This is a genomic window from Streptomyces sp. NPDC001507, assembly GCF_042894765.1.
Classification (GTDB): Bacteria; Actinomycetota; Actinomycetes; order Streptomycetales; family Streptomycetaceae; genus Streptomyces.
Map to the genome: position 1 here is coordinate 258,107 of NZ_JBIAVV010000009.1, position 19,570 is coordinate 277,676.

The window sequence follows — 19,570 nt, forward strand, 5'->3', positions numbered from 1 at the left end:
TCCCGGCGCGCTGTCAGTGCCCTGGGTTAGCGTCGGGGTACGGGACCTTCACGGGGGTGGGCGGGATGAAGACCAGGCGAGCGCGTCGTACGGCCGTCTCGATCGCGGTGGCGGCCGCGCTGACCGCAGTGGCGGCCTGCAGCTCCGCGGGGGGCTCAGGAGGCTCCGGCACGGAGGACAGGGCCGGCGCCCGCCCCGCGACCAGGGTCAGCCCCGTCGCCGAGCTGCGCGCCGCGGAGAAGTCCACCGACGCCGCCGACTCGGCCCGGGTCCGCTCCACCACGACCATGGGCTCCCTGCTGTCCATGACGACGGACGGCAGCCTCGCCTGGGACCACGGCATATCCGGCACCGTCACCATCACCTACACCGGCGGCAGCACGGCCGAGCTGATGCGCAAGCTCGGTACGACGTCGATGGAGGCCCGCTACCTGCCCGACGCCTACTACGCGAGGATGAGCGACACCTTCGCCGCGCAGACCGGCGGCAAGCACTGGATCCGGTACGGGTACGGCGACCTGGCCTCCGTCGCCGGCGGCTCCGGGGCCCTGCTCAAGGACCAGATGCAGAACACCACGCCCAACAAGTCGGTGCAGATGCTGCTGGCCTCCGGCGACGTGCGGAAGGTCGGCGAGGAGAAGGTCGACGGCCAGGCCACCACCCACTACGCGGGCACCGTGGACGTGGCCGACCTGGCCGGGCGGAGCAGCAGCCTCACGGCGGGCCAGCTGGCCGCCCTGAAGAAGCAGCTCACCCAGGCCGGCGTCAGCACCGAGACCGTCGACATCTGGGTCAACGACCAGGACCTGCTGGTCAAGAAGACCGAGAAGGCCGCCACGGCGAACGGCACGATGACCCAGACCGCGCACTACAGCGACTACGGCGTCAAGGTCAGCGCCCAGGTGCCCCCGGCCGGCGACACCGAGGACTTCAAGGCCCTGCTCAAGGCGCAGGGTGCGACCGGGCTGACCTCCTGAGCCATCGGGTGTCCCTGGAGAGGGCGCAGCTGCGGCTGTCCGGCTGACGGTCGGGGGGCGAGTGGGTCCTCCGGCGAGTAGTTCCTCCCCCAGCCGTCAGCCGGGGGTGCCCCCGGCGCCCCTTCAGGGTGCGCTGCGGTGGCCGATTTGCTCGACAGTGCCCGGGTCCCGTACTCTCCTACAGAAGCCAAAGACCGCTGGTCGTTGCCGTGTGCTCCCAAGAGCGTGCGGTGGCCGAAGGATCCGCTGAACCGCGGACGACCCGCGCAGGTGACTGTGGAAGTGCTCCCGGAGCCGCATGCGTCGCGTATGTGATTTCGGTCGAGCTACGCCCCGTGCGCCTGCGCCGGGGCGTTTCGTTTTCCCCAGCCCCTTCTGAGCGGTCCTCATCACCCGGAAGGAGGCCGACGCTCTATGGCAAGGCCCGACAAGGCTGCCGCGGTAGCCGAGCTGACGGAGCAGTTCCGCAGCTCGAACGCCGCCGTGCTGACCGAGTACCGGGGTCTCACCGTGGCGCAGCTCAAGACGCTGCGCCGGTCGCTCGGTGAGAACGCCCAGTACGCCGTGGTGAAGAACACGCTGACCAAGATTGCGGCCAACGAGGCCGGGATCACGACGCTCGACGACCTGTTCAACGGTCCGACGGCGGTCGCCTTCGTCACCGGTGACCCGGTGGAGTCGGCGAAGGGTCTTCGTGACTTCGCCAAGGACAACCCGAACCTCGTCATCAAGGGCGGTGTCCTTGACGGCAAGGCGCTGTCCGCCGACGAGATCAAGAAGCTTGCGGACCTCGAGTCCCGCGAGGTTCTGCTCGCCAAGCTGGCGGGCGCCCTGAAGGGCAAGCAGACGCAGGCTGCTCAGGTCTTCCAGGCGCTCCCGTCGAAGCTCGTCCGCACCGTGGACGCGCTTCGCGCCAAGCAGGACGAGCAGGGCGGTGCCGAGTAACTCGGCTCGCGAAATGACCGCCGCCTGAGGCAGCCCGCCGAAGGCAACGGTCGTAGCGGGCCGAACGTACGCCCGCCAGACATGTACATACGGCACCAGCCGAATTAGTGGAAGGAAAGCCATCGTGGCTCTCACCCAGGACGAACTGCTCGCCGAGTTCGAGGGCATGACCCTCATCCAGCTCTCCGAGTTCGTGAAGGCGTTCGAGGAGAAGTTCGACGTCACCGCCGCCGCCGCGGTTGCCGTCGCGGGCCCGGCCGGTCCGGCCGCCGCCGCCCCGGTCGAGGAGGAGAAGGACGAGTTCGACGTCATCCTCACCGGCGCCGGCGACAAGAAGATCCAGGTCATCAAGGTCGTGCGTGAGCTGACCTCGCTCGGCCTGAAGGAGGCCAAGGACCTGGTGGACGGCGCCCCGAAGCCCGTCCTCGAGAAGGTCGCCAAGGACGCCGCCGAGAAGGCCGCCGAGTCCCTCAAGGGCGCCGGCGCCTCCGTCGAGGTCAAGTAACACCTCCGAGGTCGACCGAGACCTCTGTGTGCTGAAACACCCCCCTCGGGGGCTGTAACGCGCAGACCGCGAAGAGCGATCATCCATCCGGGTGGTCGCTCTTCGGCGTTCCTGGAAGGCCGACCACGGTTGCCTTGCACCCGCCCCGGCGGGAGGTATGGTGATCTTCGTCGTGTCACCGGGCGCACCGGGTTTGCGCAGGGGGGCCTTGACGAACCGCACGCAGCGCGCAATTCTCAGGACGCGTCGCCAGAACGGTCCGAATCCGAGGCATGGATCGGCGACGAAGAGGGCAGTATCAACGTGCGTTGAGGGCAGGCATGACGCAGGCGTTGACGATGAAGAGGGTCTCAGAAAATGGAGACTGGACATCAGTGTGCCAAGTGGCTACACTGACCCTTTGCGCTGCCTGTTAGCCTTCCCCTGCCCGTCACCAGGGGTCTGCCCTCACCCGAATGCCGACGACCGAACCTCCTTTGAACTGGGGTTTCTGTCTCTGCGTCCGGGACGGGACCGGGGAGCGCGTAGTGAGTCCGAGCCCTCGGAAGGACCCCCTCTTGGCCGCCTCGCGCACTGCCTCGAACGCGAATATGAACAACGGCGCCAGCACCGCCCCGCTGCGCATCTCCTTTGCAAAGATCAAGGAGCCTCTCGAGGTTCCCAACCTGCTCGCGCTGCAGACCGAGAGCTTTGACTGGCTGCTCGGCAACACCGCCTGGCAGAGTCGGGTCGAGGAGGCTCTGGAGTCCGGTCAGGACGTCCCCACCAAGTCCGGTCTGGAGGAGATCTTCGAGGAGATCTCCCCGATCGAGGACTTCTCCGGGTCGATGTCGCTGACGTTCCGCGACCACCGCTTCGAGCCGCCGAAGAACAGCATCGACGAGTGCAAGGAGCGCGACTTCACGTACGCCGCCCCGCTCTTCGTCACGGCCGAGTTCACCAACAACGAGACCGGTGAGATCAAGTCCCAGACGGTCTTCATGGGCGACTTCCCGCTCATGACGAACAAGGGCACCTTCGTCATCAACGGCACCGAGCGTGTCGTGGTGTCGCAGCTGGTCCGTTCGCCCGGTGTCTACTTCGACTCGTCGATCGACAAGACGTCCGACAAGGACATCTTCTCCGCCAAGATCATCCCCTCCCGGGGTGCCTGGCTCGAGATGGAGATCGACAAGCGCGACATGGTCGGTGTCCGCATCGACCGCAAGCGCAAGCAGTCCGTGACCGTCCTCCTGAAGGCGCTCGGCTGGACCACCGAGCAGATCCTCGAGGAGTTCGGCGAGTACGAGTCGATGCGCGCCACCCTGGAGAAGGACCACACCCAGGGCCAGGACGACGCGCTGCTCGACATCTACCGCAAGCTGCGTCCGGGCGAGCCCCCCACGCGCGAGGCCGCGCAGACGCTGCTCGAGAACCTGTACTTCAACCCGAAGCGCTACGACCTCGCGAAGGTCGGCCGCTACAAGGTCAACAAGAAGCTGGGCGCGGACGCCCCGCTGGACGCCGGTGTCCTGACCGTCGAGGACGTCATCTCGACGATCAAGTACCTGGTCAAGCTGCACGCGGGCGAGACCGAGACGGTCGGCGACAGCGGCGGCACGATCGTCGTCGAGACCGACGACATCGACCACTTCGGCAACCGCCGTCTGCGCAGCGTCGGCGAGCTCATCCAGAACCAGGTCCGTACCGGTCTGGCCCGTATGGAGCGCGTCGTCCGCGAGCGCATGACCACCCAGGACGTCGAGGCGATCACGCCGCAGACCCTGATCAACATCCGGCCGGTCGTCGCCTCCATCAAGGAGTTCTTCGGCACCAGCCAGCTGTCGCAGTTCATGGACCAGAACAACCCGCTGTCGGGTCTCACCCACAAGCGCCGCCTGTCGGCCCTTGGCCCGGGTGGTCTCTCCCGTGAGCGGGCCGGCTTCGAGGTCCGTGACGTGCACCCCTCGCACTACGGCCGCATGTGCCCGATCGAGACCCCCGAAGGCCCGAACATCGGCCTGATCGGCTCGCTCGCCTCCTACGGCCGGGTCAACGCGTTCGGTTTCGTCGAGACCCCGTACCGCAAGGTCGTCGACGGCCAGGTCACCGACGAGGTGGACTACCTGACCGCCGACGAGGAGGACCGCTTCGTCATCGCGCAGGCCAACGCCGGCCTCAACGACGACATGCGCTTCTCCGAGGCCCGCGTGCTGGTCCGCCGCCGTGGCGGCGAGGTCGACTACGTCGCCGGTGACGACGTGGACTACATGGACGTCTCGCCGCGCCAGATGGTGTCGGTCGCGACCGCCATGATCCCGTTCCTCGAGCACGACGACGCCAACCGTGCCCTCATGGGCGCGAACATGATGCGGCAGGCCGTGCCGCTGATCAAGAGCGAGTCGCCGCTCGTCGGCACCGGCATGGAGTACCGCTCCGCGGTCGACGCCGGCGACGTGGTCAAGGCCGAGAAGGCCGGTGTGGTCCAGGAGGTCTCCGCGGACTACATCACCACCGCCAACGACGACGGCACGTACATCACGTACCGCCTGGCCAAGTTCGCCCGGTCCAACCAGGGCACCTCGGTCAACCAGAAGGTCATCGTGCTGGAGGGCGACCGGGTCGTCGAGGGCCAGGTCCTCGCCGACGGTCCCGCCACCCAGAACGGCGAGATGGCGCTCGGCAAGAACCTGCTCGTGGCGTTCATGCCGTGGGAGGGTCACAACTACGAGGACGCGATCATCCTGTCGCAGCGCCTCGTGCAGGACGACGTCCTCTCCTCGATCCACATCGAGGAGCACGAGGTCGACGCCCGTGACACCAAGCTCGGCCCCGAGGAGATCACCCGGGACATCCCGAACGTCTCCGAGGAGGTCCTCGCCGACCTCGACGAGCGCGGCATCATCCGCATCGGCGCCGAGGTCATCGCCGGCGACATCCTGGTCGGCAAGGTCACCCCGAAGGGCGAGACCGAGCTGACGCCGGAGGAGCGCCTGCTGCGCGCGATCTTCGGTGAGAAGGCCCGTGAGGTCCGTGACACCTCGCTGAAGGTGCCGCACGGCGAGACCGGCAAGGTCATCGGCGTCCGCGTCTTCGACCGCGAGGAGGGCGACGAGCTGCCGCCGGGCGTGAACCAGCTGGTCCGCGTCTACGTCGCGCAGAAGCGCAAGATCACCGACGGTGACAAGCTCGCCGGCAGGCACGGCAACAAGGGTGTCATCTCCAAGATCCTGCCGATCGAGGACATGCCGTTCCTGGAGGACGGCACCCCGGTCGACATCATCCTCAACCCGCTGGGTGTGCCGTCCCGAATGAACCCGGGACAGGTCCTGGAGATCCACCTCGGCTGGCTCGCCAGCCGCGGCTGGGACGTCTCCGGTCTCGCCGACGACTGGGCCCAGCGGCTCCAGGCCATCGGCGCCGACCAGGTCGCCCCGCGCACCAACGTCGCGACCCCGGTCTTCGACGGTGCCCGCGAGGACGAGCTGGCGGGTCTGCTGCAGCACACCATCCCGAACCGCGACGGCGACCGCCTGGTGCAGCCGACCGGCAAGGCGCGGCTGTTCGACGGCCGCTCGGGTGAGCCGTTCCCGGACCCGATCTCCATCGGCTACATGTACATCCTCAAGCTCCACCACCTGGTCGACGACAAGCTGCACGCCCGTTCGACCGGCCCGTACTCGATGATCACCCAGCAGCCGCTGGGTGGTAAGGCCCAGTTCGGTGGCCAGCGGTTCGGCGAGATGGAGGTGTGGGCGCTGGAGGCTTACGGCGCCGCGTACGCCCTCCAGGAGCTGCTGACCATCAAGTCCGACGACGTCACCGGCCGCGTGAAGGTCTACGAGGCCATCGTCAAGGGCGAGAACATCCCCGAGCCCGGCATCCCCGAGTCCTTCAAGGTGCTCATCAAGGAGATGCAGTCGCTCTGCCTGAACGTGGAGGTGCTGTCCAGCGACGGTATGTCCATCGAGATGCGTGACACCGACGAGGACGTCTTCCGCGCTGCGGAGGAGCTCGGCATCGACCTGTCCCGGCGTGAGCCGAGCAGCGTCGAAGAGGTCTGACGGGAGTCCGGCGGGCCCTGAGGTATCAGGGCCCCGCCGACCCCCAGGCCCCCGTTTCAGACCACAGACTTACAACCCTGAGAGGGATTGACGCATAGTGCTCGACGTCAACTTCTTCGATGAGCTCCGGATCGGCCTGGCCACGGCTGACGACATCCGTCAGTGGAGCCACGGCGAGGTCAAGAAGCCCGAGACGATCAACTACCGCACTCTCAAGCCGGAAAAGGACGGGCTCTTCTGCGAGAAGATCTTCGGCCCCACCCGGGACTGGGAGTGCTACTGCGGCAAGTACAAGCGTGTCCGCTTCAAGGGCATCATCTGTGAGCGCTGCGGCGTCGAGGTGACCCGCGCCAAGGTGCGCCGTGAGCGGATGGGCCACATCGAGCTGGCCGCGCCCGTCACGCACATCTGGTACTTCAAGGGTGTCCCGTCGCGCCTCGGCTACCTGCTGGACCTGGCGCCCAAGGACCTCGAGAAGGTCATCTACTTCGCGGCGTACATGATCACGTTCGTCGACGAGGAGCGCCGTACCCGCGACCTGCCCTCCCTGGAGGCGCACGTCTCCGTGGAGCGCCAGCAGATCGAGAACCGCCGCGACTCCGACCTGGAGGCCCGCGCCAAGAAGCTCGAGAGCGACCTGGCCGAGCTGGAGGCCGAGGGTGCCAAGGCCGACGTGCGCCGCAAGGTGCGCGAGGGTGCCGAGCGTGAGATGAAGCAGCTGCGCGACCGTTCGCAGCGCGAGATCGACCGCCTCGACGAGGTGTGGACCCGCTTCAAGAACCTCAAGGTCCAGGACCTGGAGGGGGACGAGCTGCTCTACCGCGAGCTGCGGGACCGCTTCGGCACGTACTTCGACGGCTCGATGGGTGCCGCGGCGCTGCAGAAGCGCCTGGAGTCCTTCGACCTCGACGAGGAGGCCGAGAAGCTCCGCGAGATCATCCGCACCGGCAAGGGCCAGAAGAAGACCCGCGCTCTCAAGCGCCTGAAGGTCGTCTCCGCGTTCCTGCAGACCAGCAACAGCCCCAAGGGCATGGTGCTGGACTGCGTGCCGGTCATCCCGCCGGACCTCCGCCCGATGGTGCAGCTGGACGGTGGCCGCTTCGCGACCTCCGACCTGAACGACCTGTACCGCCGTGTGATCAACCGCAACAACCGCCTGAAGCGGCTTCTCGACCTCGGTGCGCCCGAGATCATCGTGAACAACGAGAAGCGCATGCTCCAGGAGGCCGTGGACGCCCTCTTCGACAACGGTCGTCGTGGTCGCCCGGTCACCGGTCCCGGCAACCGCCCGCTGAAGTCCCTGAGCGACATGCTCAAGGGCAAGCAGGGTCGTTTCCGTCAGAACCTGCTCGGCAAGCGAGTCGACTACTCGGCGCGTTCCGTCATCGTCGTCGGCCCGCAGCTGAAGCTGCACCAGTGCGGTCTGCCCAAGGCCATGGCGCTGGAGCTCTTCAAGCCGTTCGTGATGAAGCGCCTGGTCGACCTGAACCACGCGCAGAACATCAAGTCGGCCAAGCGCATGGTGGAGCGCGGCCGCACCGTCGTGTACGACGTCCTCGAAGAGGTCATCGCCGAGCACCCGGTGCTGCTGAACCGTGCGCCCACCCTGCACCGCCTCGGCATCCAGGCCTTCGAGCCGCAGCTGGTCGAGGGCAAGGCCATCCAGATCCACCCGCTCGTCTGCACCGCGTTCAACGCGGACTTCGACGGTGACCAGATGGCCGTGCACCTGCCGCTGTCCGCGGAGGCGCAGGCCGAGGCCCGCATCCTGATGCTGTCCTCGAACAACATCCTCAAGCCCGCCGACGGCCGTCCGGTGACGATGCCGACCCAGGACATGGTCCTCGGTCTGTTCTTCCTGACGACCGACAGCGAGATGCGCAACGTCAAGGGCGAGGGCCGCGCCTTCGGCTCGGCGGCCGAGGCGATCATGGCCTTCGACGCCGGCGAGCTCTCGCTCCAGTCGAAGATCGACATCCGCTTCCCGGTGGGCACCATCCCGCCGCGCGGCTGGACCCCGCCGGCCGCGGAAGAGGGCGAGCCGGAGTACCAGACCGGTGACAGCTTCCGTCTGAAGACCACGCTCGGCCGTGCGCTCTTCAACGAGCTGCTGCCCGAGGACTACCCGTTCGTCGACTACGAGGTCGGCAAGAAGCAGCTCTCCGAGATCGTCAACGACCTCGCCGAGCGCTACCCGAAGGTCATCGTGGCGGCGACGCTCGACAACCTGAAGGCGTCCGGCTTCTACTGGGCGACCCGTTCCGGCGTCACCGTCGCCATCTCCGACGTCGTCGTGCCCGAGGCGAAGAAGGCGATCGTCGCCGGGTACGAGGCCAAGGACGAGAAGGTCCAGAAGCAGTACGAGCGCGGTCTGATCACCAAGGACGAGCGCACGCAGGAGCTCATCCAGATCTGGACCCAGGCGACCAACGAGGTCGCCGAGGCGATGAACGACAACTTCCCGAAGACCAACCCGATCTTCATGATGGTGAACTCGGGTGCACGAGGCAACATGATGCAGATGCGTCAGATCGCCGGTATGCGTGGTCTGGTGTCGAACGCGAAGAACGAGACGATCCCGCGTCCGATCAAGGCGTCGTTCCGTGAGGGCCTGTCCGTGCTGGAGTACTTCATCTCCACGCACGGTGCCCGTAAGGGTCTGGCGGACACCGCCCTGCGTACCGCCGACTCGGGTTACCTCACCCGTCGTCTGGTCGACGTCTCCCAGGACGTCATCATCCGCGAGGAGGACTGCGGCACCGAGCGCGGCCTCAAGCTGCACATCGCGGAGGTCGGCGCGGACGGCGTGCTGCGCAAGGCGGACAACGTCGAGACCAGCGTGTACGCACGTGCCCTGGCCGAGGACATCGTCGTGGACGGCGTGGTGCTGGCCCCGGCCAACACCGACCTCGGTGACGTGCTCATCGACGAACTGGTCGCCCGCGGCGTCTCCGAGGTCAAGACCCGTTCGGTCCTGACCTGCGAGTCCGCCGTCGGCACCTGCGCCATGTGCTACGGCCGCTCCCTGGCCACCGGCAAGCTGGTCGACATCGGTGAGGCGGTCGGCATCATCGCCGCCCAGTCCATCGGTGAGCCCGGTACCCAGCTGACGATGCGTACCTTCCACACCGGTGGTGTGGCCGGTGACGACATCACCCAGGGTCTGCCGCGTGTCGTCGAGCTCTTCGAGGCCCGTACCCCGAAGGGTGTCGCCCCGATCTCCGAGGCCCAGGGCCGCGTGCGGATCGAGGAGACCGAGAAGACCAAGAAGATCGTCGTCACCCCGGACGACGGCAGCGACGAGATGGCCTACCCCATCTCGAAGCGTGCCCGTCTCCTGGTCAGCGAGGGCGAGCACGTCGAGGTGGGCCAGAAGCTCACCGTGGGTGCCACCAACCCGCACGACGTGCTGCGCATCCTGGGTCAGCGTGCCGTCCAGGTCCACCTGGTCGGCGAGGTCCAGAAGGTGTACAACTCGCAGGGTGTGTCGATCCACGACAAGCACATCGAGATCATCATCCGGCAGATGCTGCGCCGCGTGACGATCATCGAGTCCGGCGACGCCGAGCTGCTGCCCGGCGAGCTGGTCGAGCGCTCGAAGTTCGAGCACGAGAACCGTCGTGTGGTCCAGGAGGGCGGTCACCCGGCTTCGGGTCGTCCGCAGCTCATGGGTATCACCAAGGCCTCGCTGGCGACGGAGTCCTGGCTGTCGGCCGCCTCCTTCCAGGAGACGACCCGAGTCCTGACGGACGCGGCGATCAACGCCAAGTCCGACAGCCTCATCGGCCTCAAGGAGAACGTCATCATCGGTAAGCTCATCCCGGCCGGTACGGGTCTGTCCCGCTACCGCAACATCCGGGTCGAGCCGACCGAGGAGGCGAAGGCCGCGATGTACTCGGCCGTCGGCTACGACGACATCGACTACTCGCCGTTCGGCACCGGCTCCGGCCAGGCCGTCCCGCTGGAGGACTACGACTACGGTCCGTACAACCAGTAGGAGTTGGTTCTGAAGGGCGGTCACCCCGTTTCGTACGGGGTGACCGCCCTTCGGCGTCGCGTGTCGGTGTCAGGCCGTGAAGCCGCCGTCTACGTGGATCGAGGCTCCGGTGATGTACGCGCCGTCCGCACTTGCCAGGTGGGCGACGGTGGCCGCGATCTCGGCCGCTTCCGCGTAGCGGCCCACCGCCGTGAATCCGGCGATCACCTCGGCGTTCGGCCCGTCGGCCGGGTTGGTCTCCGTGTCGGTGGGGCCGGGATGCACCAGGTTGACGGTGATGCCACGCGGACCGAGTTCTCGGGCCAGGCCCTTCGTCATCCCGACCAGAGCCGTCTTGCTCATGGAGTACAGCGCCAGTCCGGGGAAGACCGCGCGCTCGGCGACGTTGCTTCCGATGCTGATGATGCGGCCGCCCCGGCCCATGTGCCGAACTGCCGCCTGGGAGGCCGTGAACGGCGCCCGGACGTTCACCGCGAGGGTGCGGTCGATCTCCGCCGCCCCCAGGTCATCGAGTGGGCCGACGAGGAAGACGCCGGCGTTGTTGACCAGGATGTCGAGTCCGCCGAACACCGAGGCGGCCTCGTCCACCGCGGCGGTGAGCGCCTCAGAGACGGCGCTGTCGGCCTGGACGGCCAGTGCCCGGCACCCCCTCGCCTTGACCTGCTCCACCACCCGGGTGGCACGTTCCGTGCTGTTCTCGTAGGTCAGGACGACGTCGGCGCCTTCTTCGGCCAGCCGTAGCGCCACGGCAGCACCGATGCCCCGGCTGCCGCCCGTGACCAACGCCACGTTTCCGTCAAGTCGTTTCATGACGTCGAGCATCACCGGCGCCGGCGCCGGAGGCTGGCGGGAAACCGACCCGGCGTTCGACCTCAGGGAGGACAGCGCCATCGGTGGCGGGCTCCAGTTGACGTCTTGATTGCTCGCGCAAACTTACCGGAAACTGACTGGCAAGTCCTTACCGGCGAAGGAGGAATCAAAGCGACCCAGTGATTCTTTCGCGCATTTGTTGCATTTCCTCTGCAGTCGGAGCGGGTTTATGTGTCCTGCTTATCATGAGCTGTTTCCGGAGGTGTGGCGAATGTGCGCACTTGAATGTGGCGGTGTGCGAGGCGGGTACAGAGTCGGTCGGCCGTGGTAGTCGTTGGTGCCTGTGACCTCGTACGTCCTCGGGCAGTTGGTGGAGCGGCACTGTCGGTCCGGCGGCCTGTGCTGCGGCCGGGGGGTGGAATCCGGGCGTATTGATGAAAAGGAATCCGGTGTCGTCGAAGCCCGGTTCGGTCGGGATGATCACGGATCCGCCTTGAATTCCCGAACGGAAGCCGCGCCGAATGCGGACCCGGCACATGGTTCGACGGCTGGCCCGGTATTCCGGGTCCGGGCGGAGCCGCCGGTGAACGCCGTGAAGAGGTCGTCCCCGTCGCTACGGAATGCCCAACTCGAAGATCACGTAATGCGCGTACCAGCCCGAGGCCACGGCCGCAGTGGAGAAGAACACCACCAGGGCCGGCCACCGCAGCCGTGCCAGCGCCGCCGCCGGTGCCAGCAGCAGCGGGAAGACGGGGAGCAGGTAGCGCGGGGTGTTGCCGAACATCTGCTGGGTGCCGAGGATCGTCACGATCGAGGCGAGGGTGTACGCCGTCAGCACCAGCGGTGGCCGTTTCCGGAGCAGGAGCGCGACGAGGAACGGCAGCGCCACCACCACCTGCACGGCGATCAGGTCCGGGACCGGGTAGGCGAAGAGGTAGTCGCCGTGCCCCACCGCCACGTTCCGCAGCACGTCCAGGGTGTACGCGCCGAAGTCGAAGTAGTGCGCCCAGGCCTGGTGCTGGAGCGAGAAGTACGCGCCCGGGCTGCCCATGGACCAGCCGACCCAGCCGATGTACGTGAGCAGGCCGAGGGGGGCGGCGACCGCCGCGTACAGCGGGGCCGCGACGCCCTGCTCGCGCCGGCTGTCCCGGCGCACCAGCGTCACCAGGGCGGCCAGGCCGACCGCACCGATCAGCACGGCCGCCGTGGGCCGGCTCAGGCCGGACAGGAAGGCGAGCAGGCCCGCCGGCACCCAGCGGCGTCTCATCACGGCGTGGCAGGCCCAGGCGGCGATCGCCACGAACAGGGACTCCGTGTAGACCGCCCACTCGACGCCGGCGGCGGGGGCCACCGCCCACAGGCCGGCCGCGATGGTGCCGGCGCGGGCGCCGGCGAGCAGCGAGACCACCGCGTAGAGGCCGGCCGCCGCGACGAAGGAACAGACGACCGAGACGAGGATCGCCGAGCCGTACAGGCCCATGCCGGTGATCTCCGAGACCGCTCGGACCAGGCCGGGGTAGAGGGGGAAGAACGCGACCGAGTTCTGCTCCGCGCTGAACTGGCCGCCGGGGGCGAGGGGCCGGAGGGGCTCGGGGTGGTAGCCCTTCTGTGCGACCTGGAGGTACCACCAGCCGTCCCAGGTGGACAGGACGTCCCACCAGTGGGCGCCGCCGCCGAAGCGGGGGTCCTTGTGCAGGTAGTCGCCTGCGGACGTCAGAAGCCAGGCGAAGACGAGGAGGCCGGTGAGCTTGGCGGCGCCGTAGAGGGCGAGGGGTGGGAGGTAGGGGCGGGTGGCCGGGGGGAGGCGAAGGGGGCGACGCGGTGTCGCGACGGCCGGCGCGGTGTTGCTCTGAGCTGTGCTCATGCGTGTGCTGCCCCCCAAGCAAAAGCGCGCCGTGCGCAGTGCCGCGAGTGGTCTTCGGGCGGCTGCGGGTCCGTCGTGGCTGATCGCGCAGTTCCTCGCGCCCCCGAGGGGGCGCTGAAGGCGACCGGCGATCGGAAGATCCGATCAGCGTCGCACAGCCGTGAATCTGATCGGCGTCAGCCTTCGGCGCTCTCCGTTAGCGTGTCGTTCGTCTCCGTGGTATATCCGAAGGCGGCCCAAAACCCCAGTTCAGGTCCCCCGCAACCGGTCCCCCTTCTTTTGTTTTGACCGGAGTCATTGCGCTGGGTACGCTCAGACCTTGTGCCTGGGGTGTGCCCTGATCCTCGTGCGTGCCTTCAAACCGCACCGGAGTGACGAAGCGGCCACCGCGATCCGCGCCCCCTTCTGCCTGGCGGCAGGAGTCCACGGAATCCGACACACCCGACCGCGTGGGTCGGCGACGTTCCAGGTTAGCTTCACCATCGGCACACAGAAACCGGAGAAGTAGTGCCTACGATCCAGCAGCTGGTCCGCAAGGGCCGGCAGGACAAGGTCGAGAAGAACAAGACGCCCGCACTCGAGGGGTCCCCTCAGCGTCGCGGCGTCTGCACGCGTGTGTTCACGACCACCCCGAAGAAGCCGAACTCGGCCCTGCGTAAGGTCGCGCGTGTGCGTCTGACCAGCGGGATCGAGGTCACCGCTTACATCCCGGGTGAGGGACACAACCTGCAGGAGCACTCCATCGTGCTCGTGCGCGGCGGCCGTGTGAAGGACCTGCCCGGTGTTCGCTACAAGATCATCCGCGGCTCGCTCGACACCCAGGGTGTCAAGAACCGCAAGCAGGCCCGCAGCCGCTACGGCGCCAAGAAGGAGAAGTAAGAATGCCTCGTAAGGGCCCTGCCCCGAAGCGCCCGGTCATCATCGACCCGGTCTACGGTTCTCCTCTTGTCACGTCGCTCATCAACAAGGTGCTGCTGAACGGCAAGCGCTCCACCGCCGAGCGCATCGTGTACGGCGCCATGGAGGGCCTGCGCGAGAAGACCAGCAACGACCCGGTCATCACGCTGAAGCGCGCGCTGGAGAACATCAAGCCGACCCTTGAGGTCAAGTCCCGCCGTGTCGGTGGCGCCACCTACCAGGTCCCGGTCGAGGTCAAGCCCGGCCGTGCCAACACCCTGGCGCTGCGCTGGCTGGTCGGCTACTCCCGCGCCCGTCGCGAGAAGACCATGACCGAGCGTCTGCTCAACGAGCTTCTCGACGCTTCGAACGGCCTCGGTGCGGCCGTCAAGAAGCGCGAGGACACGCACAAGATGGCCGAGTCCAACAAGGCCTTCGCGCACTACCGCTGGTAGTCGCTACCCCCATCGAGACCGAGAGAAGACCGAAGCCTTATGGCTACCACTTCACTTGACCTGGCCAAGGTCCGCAACATCGGGATCATGGCCCACATCGACGCGGGCAAGACGACCACCACCGAGCGGATCCTGTTCTACACCGGTGTGTCGTACAAGATCGGTGAGGTCCACGACGGCGCTGCCACCATGGACTGGATGGAGCAGGAGCAGGAGCGTGGCATCACGATCACTTCTGCTGCCACCACCTGTCACTGGCCGCTGGAAGACGTCGACCACACCATCAACATCATCGACACGCCGGGCCACGTCGACTTCACCGTCGAGGTGGAGCGTTCGCTGCGCGTGCTCGACGGTGCCGTGACGGTGTTCGACGGCGTCGCCGGTGTCGAGCCGCAGTCCGAGACGGTGTGGCGTCAGGCGGACCGCTACGGCGTTCCGCGCATCTGCTTCGTCAACAAGCTCGACCGGACCGGTGCCGAGTTCCACCGCTGCGTCGACATGATCTCTGACCGCCTGGGCGCTCAGCCGATCGTCATGCAGCTCCCGATCGGTGCCGAGGCCGACTTCCAGGGCGTCGTGGACCTCGTCCGCATGAAGGCGCTCGTGTGGTCCGCCGAGGCCACCAAGGGCGAGATGTACGACGTCGTCGACATCCCGGCCACCCACACCGAGGCTGCCGAGGAGTACCGCGGCAAGCTGCTGGAGGCCGTGGCCGAGAACGACGAAGAGATCATGGAGCTGTACCTGGAGGGCGAGGAGCCCTCCGAGGAGCAGCTGTACGCCGCGATCCGTCGTATCACCATCGCGTCCGGCAAGTCCGACGGCACCACCGTCACCCCGGTGTTCTGCGGTACCGCGTTCAAGAACAAGGGCGTTCAGCCCCTGCTCGACGCGGTCGTGCGCTACCTCCCCTCCCCGCTCGACGTCGAGGCCATCGAGGGCCACGCCGTGAACGACCCGGAGGAGGTCGTCAAGCGCAAGCCGTCCGACGACGAGCCGCTGTCCGCGCTGGCGTTCAAGATCATGAGCGACCCGCACCTCGGCAAGCTCACCTTCGTCCGGGTCTACTCGGGCCGCCTGGAGTCCGGCACCGCCGTGCTGAACTCCGTCAAGGGCAAGAAGGAGCGCATCGGCAAGATCTACCGCATGCACGCGAACAAGCGTGAGGAGATCGAGTCGGTGGGCGCCGGCGACATCATCGCCGTCATGGGTCTGAAGCAGACCACGACCGGTGAGACGCTGTGCGACGACAAGCAGCCGGTGATCCTGGAGTCCATGGACTTCCCGGCGCCGGTCATCCAGGTCGCCATCGAGCCCAAGTCGAAGGGCGACCAGGAGAAGCTGGGCGTCGCGATCCAGCGCCTGGCCGAGGAGGACCCGTCCTTCCAGGTCCACTCGGACGAGGAGACCGGCCAGACCATCATCGGTGGCATGGGCGAGCTGCACCTCGAGGTGCTGGTCGACCGTATGCGCCGTGAGTTCAAGGTCGAGGCCAACGTCGGCAAGCCGCAGGTGGCGTACCGCGAGACGATCCGCAAGGCCGTCGAGCGCGTCGACTACACCCACAAGAAGCAGACCGGTGGTACCGGTCAGTTCGCGAAGGTGCAGATCGGCATCGAGCCGCTCGAGGGTGGCGACACGTCGTACGAGTTCGTGAACAAGGTGACCGGTGGCCGCATCCCGAAGGAGTACATCCCTTCGGTGGACGCCGGTGCGCAGGAGGCCATGCAGTTCGGCATCCTCGCCGGTTACGAGATGACCGGTGTCCGCGTGATCCTGCACGACGGTGCCTACCACGAGGTCGACTCCTCCGAGCTCGCCTTCAAGATCGCCGGCTCGCAGGCCTTCAAGGAGGCCGCGCGCAAGGCGTCCCCCGTGCTCCTTGAGCCGATGATGGCCGTCGAGGTCACCACGCCCGAGGACTACATGGGTGAGGTCATCGGCGACATCAACTCCCGCCGTGGTCAGATCCAGGCCATGGAGGAGCGGGCCGGTGCCCGCGTCGTGAAGGGCCTCGTGCCCCTCTCGGAGATGTTCGGTTACGTCGGCGACCTGCGCAGCAAGACGTCCGGCCGGGCCAGCTACTCCATGCAGTTCGACTCCTACGCCGAGGTTCCGCGGAACGTCGCCGAGGAGATCATCGCGAAGGCCAAGGGCGAGTAAGTACCGCGTTCAACGCGGCGCACATACACGCCTTAGGCTTGACCCCGGAGCCTCACGGGTCGTTCCTCCGCATTCGCGGCGGTACGGCCCGGGGCCCGGGACCCAACAGCAAAGATCACCTGGCGCCGACTGAACCCAGGCGTACAGAACCACTCCACAGGAGGACCCCAGTGGCGAAGGCGAAGTTCGAGCGGACTAAGCCGCACGTCAACATCGGCACCATCGGTCACATCGACCACGGTAAGACGACCCTCACGGCCGCCATTACCAAGGTGCTGCACGACGCGTACCCGGACCTGAACGAGGCGACCGCGTTCGACAACATCGACAAGGCGCCCGAGGAGCGTCAGCGCGGTATCACGATCTCCATCGCGCACGTCGAGTACCAGACGGAGACCCGTCACTACGCGCACGTCGACTGCCCCGGTCACGCGGACTACATCAAGAACATGATCACGGGTGCCGCGCAGATGGACGGCGCGATCCTGGTCGTGGCCGCCACCGACGGCCCGATGCCGCAGACCAAGGAGCACGTGCTCCTGGCCCGCCAGGTCGGCGTTCCGTACATCGTGGTCGCCCTGAACAAGGCCGACATGGTGGACGACGAGGAGATCATGGAGCTCGTCGAGCTCGAGGTCCGTGAGCTCCTGTCCGAGTACGAGTTCCCGGGCGACGACCTGCCGGTCGTCCGCGTCTCCGCGCTGAAGGCGCTGGAGGGCGACGCCGAGTGGACGCAGTCCGTGCTCGACCTCATGACCGCCGTCGACGAGAACATCCCGCAGCCCGAGCGTGACGTCGACAAGCCGTTCCTGATGCCGATCGAGGACGTCTTCACGATCACCGGTCGTGGCACCGTCGTCACCGGTCGTATCGAGCGTGGTGTCCTCAAGGTCAACGAGACCGTCGACATCATCGGCATCAAGACCGAGAAGACCACCACCACGGTCACCGGCATCGAGATGTTCCGCAAGCTGCTCGACGAGGGCCAGGCCGGTGAGAACGTCGGTCTGCTCCTCCGTGGCATCAAGCGCGAGGACGTCGAGCGCGGCCAGGTCATCATCAAGCCGGGCTCGGTCACCCCGCACACCGAGTTCGAGGCGCAGGCCTACATCCTCTCCAAGGACGAGGGTGGCCGCCACACGCCGTTCTTCAACAACTACCGTCCGCAGTTCTACTTCCGTACGACGGACGTGACCGGCGTCGTGACCCTCCCCGAGGGCACCGAGATGGTCATGCCGGGTGACAACACCGAGATGAAGGTGGAGCTCATCCAGCCCGTCGCCATGGAAGAGGGCCTGAAGTTCGCCATCCGTGAGGGTGGCCGCACGGTCGGCGCCGGCCAGGTCACCAAGATCAACAAGTGATCTCGGCCCGCAAGGGCTGACCAGGCAGGTCTGAAGAGGCCCGTACGACTCCGGTCGTACGGGCCTCTTTGCCGTCTTCATCGCGCCGCAACGGCGGATCGTCCCTGCACTACGCGCACCACGCCCTGGGGTGCAGCGGGGATCAGCGGGCGGACCGCAGCAGCTCCACGGCCCGGTCGAACGCCGAGTCCCGATTCTTCGCGAACTCCTCGTCGGTGAAGACGGGTTCGCTGATCTGCGGCGCGATCCCGGTCCCGTCGAAGGTCCGGCCGGTCCGGGTCAGGTACTCCTCGTTGGGCAGCCAGACCACCATGCCGTCGGGGAGGTTGCGGACCATGACGTCGGAGAAGACGCCCTGGGTCGGCTGCCCGATCCGGACCGTGCGCCCCGGCCGGTCGATCAGGGCCTGGGTGAAGGTCTCGCCGGCGCTGACGGTGGAGCCGCCGGTGAGGAGGGCGACCGGGCCGGTGTAACGGGCGCCGTGATACGGCGTGACCGGGACCGGCTCGGGGCGGGTGTGCCTGGCCGGGTCGGCCGGGTCGTTGCGGGCGCGCTTGGCGTACGCGACGTACGGCGTGTCCGTGAGGCGTTCGGCGATGCGGATGCCGAGGGCGTCGGAGCCGCCGCCGTTGACGCGGAGGTCGATGACCAGGCCGCGGAGGGCGCGGGTGCGGGCGGGGGTGAGGACGGCGTCGAGCGCCCGGTCGAGTTCGGCGAGCTGGGCGGTGTACGACGGGTCCTCGCCGTCGTATCCGTCGAAGCGGGCGATCCGGAGGTAGCCCGGACCCCGCTGCTTCAGGTCGGCGTACGTGATGAGGCCACCGGCGAAGTCCTGCCGGCCGGTGGCCTGCGCGAGGTCGCGTTCGACGACGAACTTCTTCACCGTGTCGTTGAGTTCCTCGGTGGGGACGACAGTGCCGGGCCGGGCCGTGCCGTAGTGACGGTCCCCGTCCTGGACGAGGATGTGGGCGTCGTGCAGCGGGGTGATCATGCGGCTGAGGATGTCGAAGAGCTGGGCCCGGCTGGTGTCCTTGTGGACGAGGGGCCGGTAACGGTCTCGGACGGCTTGCCAGTCGACGCCCTTGGCGGCGAAGAAGGGGTAGTTCTCCTCGAACGACTGCCAGAAGACGTCGAAGGCGGTGCGGGGATCGGTCGCGGGCGGGCGGGTGCAGGCGACGGGCAGGGCGCCGATCCGGCGCAGCTGCCGATGCCCCACGGCGACGTCGGCGCCGAACCGGGCGTGCTCCCCGTCCGGGGCGGGCCGCACGGTGATGACGGCGCCTTCGACGTCGTACGTCCCCGGTTCCGGGCCCGCCGTGGCGAAGTACCCCTTCAGGCAGCTGACAGCGGTCGTCTGGTACTCCTGCACCCCTTGCCCGTCGATGGCGAGGACGGTCCCGTACCCGTCCATGCGCCACACTCCGGTGGCGGTGGCGGGGATGGCACGGGCGGTGGTGCCCGGTGCCGCCCCGGCGGCCGGTACGGCCAGGGCGAGAACCAGGAGAGATGCTGCGGTCCCGACGGCGGTTCGCACGATGGCGTCCTTC

Annotated in this window: 12 protein-coding genes; 9 read left to right on the forward strand and 3 right to left on the reverse strand. The window is 67.4% G+C overall.

The features are described from left to right. Positions 1-65 precede the first annotated feature (65 nt). The 5 genes from ACFY0K_RS28695 (at position 66) to ACFY0K_RS28715 (ending at position 10,467) form a co-directional block, all read left to right on the forward strand. The gene (locus ACFY0K_RS28695; RefSeq protein WP_390642262.1) at positions 66-977 is read left to right on the forward strand and encodes a hypothetical protein; all 912 of its coding nucleotides are present in this window, start codon (positions 66-68) and stop codon (positions 975-977) included. 414 nt (positions 978-1,391) lie between these two features. After that, entirely contained in the window at positions 1,392-1,922 is a 531-nt protein-coding gene (rplJ, locus tag ACFY0K_RS28700) for a 50S ribosomal protein L10 (protein WP_009330729.1), read from the forward strand. 121 nt (positions 1,923-2,043) lie between these two features. Next, on the forward strand, positions 2,044-2,427 hold the full coding sequence (gene rplL, locus ACFY0K_RS28705; protein WP_093499670.1) for a 50S ribosomal protein L7/L12: 384 nt from the start codon (positions 2,044-2,046) through the stop codon (positions 2,425-2,427). A gap of 557 nt (positions 2,428-2,984) precedes the next feature. Continuing rightward, a complete protein-coding gene (gene rpoB, locus ACFY0K_RS28710) occupies positions 2,985-6,470 on the forward strand; it encodes a DNA-directed RNA polymerase subunit beta (protein ID WP_351957568.1) in 3,486 nt (1,161 codons plus the stop codon). 97 nt (positions 6,471-6,567) lie between these two features. After that, positions 6,568-10,467 (forward strand): DNA-directed RNA polymerase subunit beta', encoded by a 3,900-nt coding sequence (locus ACFY0K_RS28715; protein ID WP_351957569.1) that lies wholly within the window; start codon positions 6,568-6,570, stop codon positions 10,465-10,467. Between the two features lie 69 nt (positions 10,468-10,536). Here ACFY0K_RS28715 and ACFY0K_RS28720 read toward each other — a convergent pair whose 3' ends face one another. Together ACFY0K_RS28720 and ACFY0K_RS28725 are read right to left on the reverse strand one after the other, a co-directional pair. Beyond that, the gene (locus ACFY0K_RS28720) at positions 10,537-11,277 is read right to left on the reverse strand and encodes an SDR family NAD(P)-dependent oxidoreductase (RefSeq protein WP_390642263.1); all 741 of its coding nucleotides are present in this window, start codon (positions 11,275-11,277) and stop codon (positions 10,537-10,539) included. 613 nt (positions 11,278-11,890) lie between these two features. Beyond that, positions 11,891-13,141: a glycosyltransferase family 39 protein gene (locus ACFY0K_RS28725; protein ID WP_390642264.1), complete on the reverse strand. Its 1,251-nt coding sequence runs from the start codon at positions 13,139-13,141 to the stop codon at positions 11,891-11,893. Between the two features lie 507 nt (positions 13,142-13,648). Between ACFY0K_RS28725 and rpsL the strand changes: the two genes are divergently transcribed. The 4 genes from rpsL to tuf all read left to right on the forward strand — a co-directional run bounded on the left by rpsL (position 13,649) and on the right by tuf (position 18,023). Continuing rightward, positions 13,649-14,020, forward strand: a complete 372-nt coding sequence (rpsL, locus tag ACFY0K_RS28730) for a 30S ribosomal protein S12 (protein ID WP_003948652.1) — start codon at positions 13,649-13,651, stop codon at positions 14,018-14,020. 2 nt (positions 14,021-14,022) lie between these two features. Beyond that, entirely contained in the window at positions 14,023-14,493 is a 471-nt protein-coding gene (rpsG, locus tag ACFY0K_RS28735) for a 30S ribosomal protein S7 (protein ID WP_007384059.1), read from the forward strand. A 39-nt stretch (positions 14,494-14,532) separates the two neighbouring features. Beyond that, positions 14,533-16,659, forward strand: a complete 2,127-nt coding sequence (gene fusA, locus ACFY0K_RS28740; protein WP_351957571.1) for an elongation factor G — start codon at positions 14,533-14,535, stop codon at positions 16,657-16,659. Between the two features lie 170 nt (positions 16,660-16,829). Beyond that, on the forward strand, positions 16,830-18,023 hold the full coding sequence (gene tuf, locus ACFY0K_RS28745) for an elongation factor Tu (protein WP_093499665.1): 1,194 nt from the start codon (positions 16,830-16,832) through the stop codon (positions 18,021-18,023). A gap of 142 nt (positions 18,024-18,165) precedes the next feature. On the opposite strand, the gene ACFY0K_RS28750 is transcribed toward tuf, so the two are convergent. After that, positions 18,166-19,557 carry a S41 family peptidase gene (locus tag ACFY0K_RS28750; RefSeq protein ID WP_390642265.1) on the reverse strand — a complete coding sequence of 464 codons (1,392 nt, stop codon included), beginning with the start codon at positions 19,555-19,557 and terminating at the stop codon, positions 18,166-18,168. Positions 19,558-19,570: the final 13 nt, after the last annotated feature.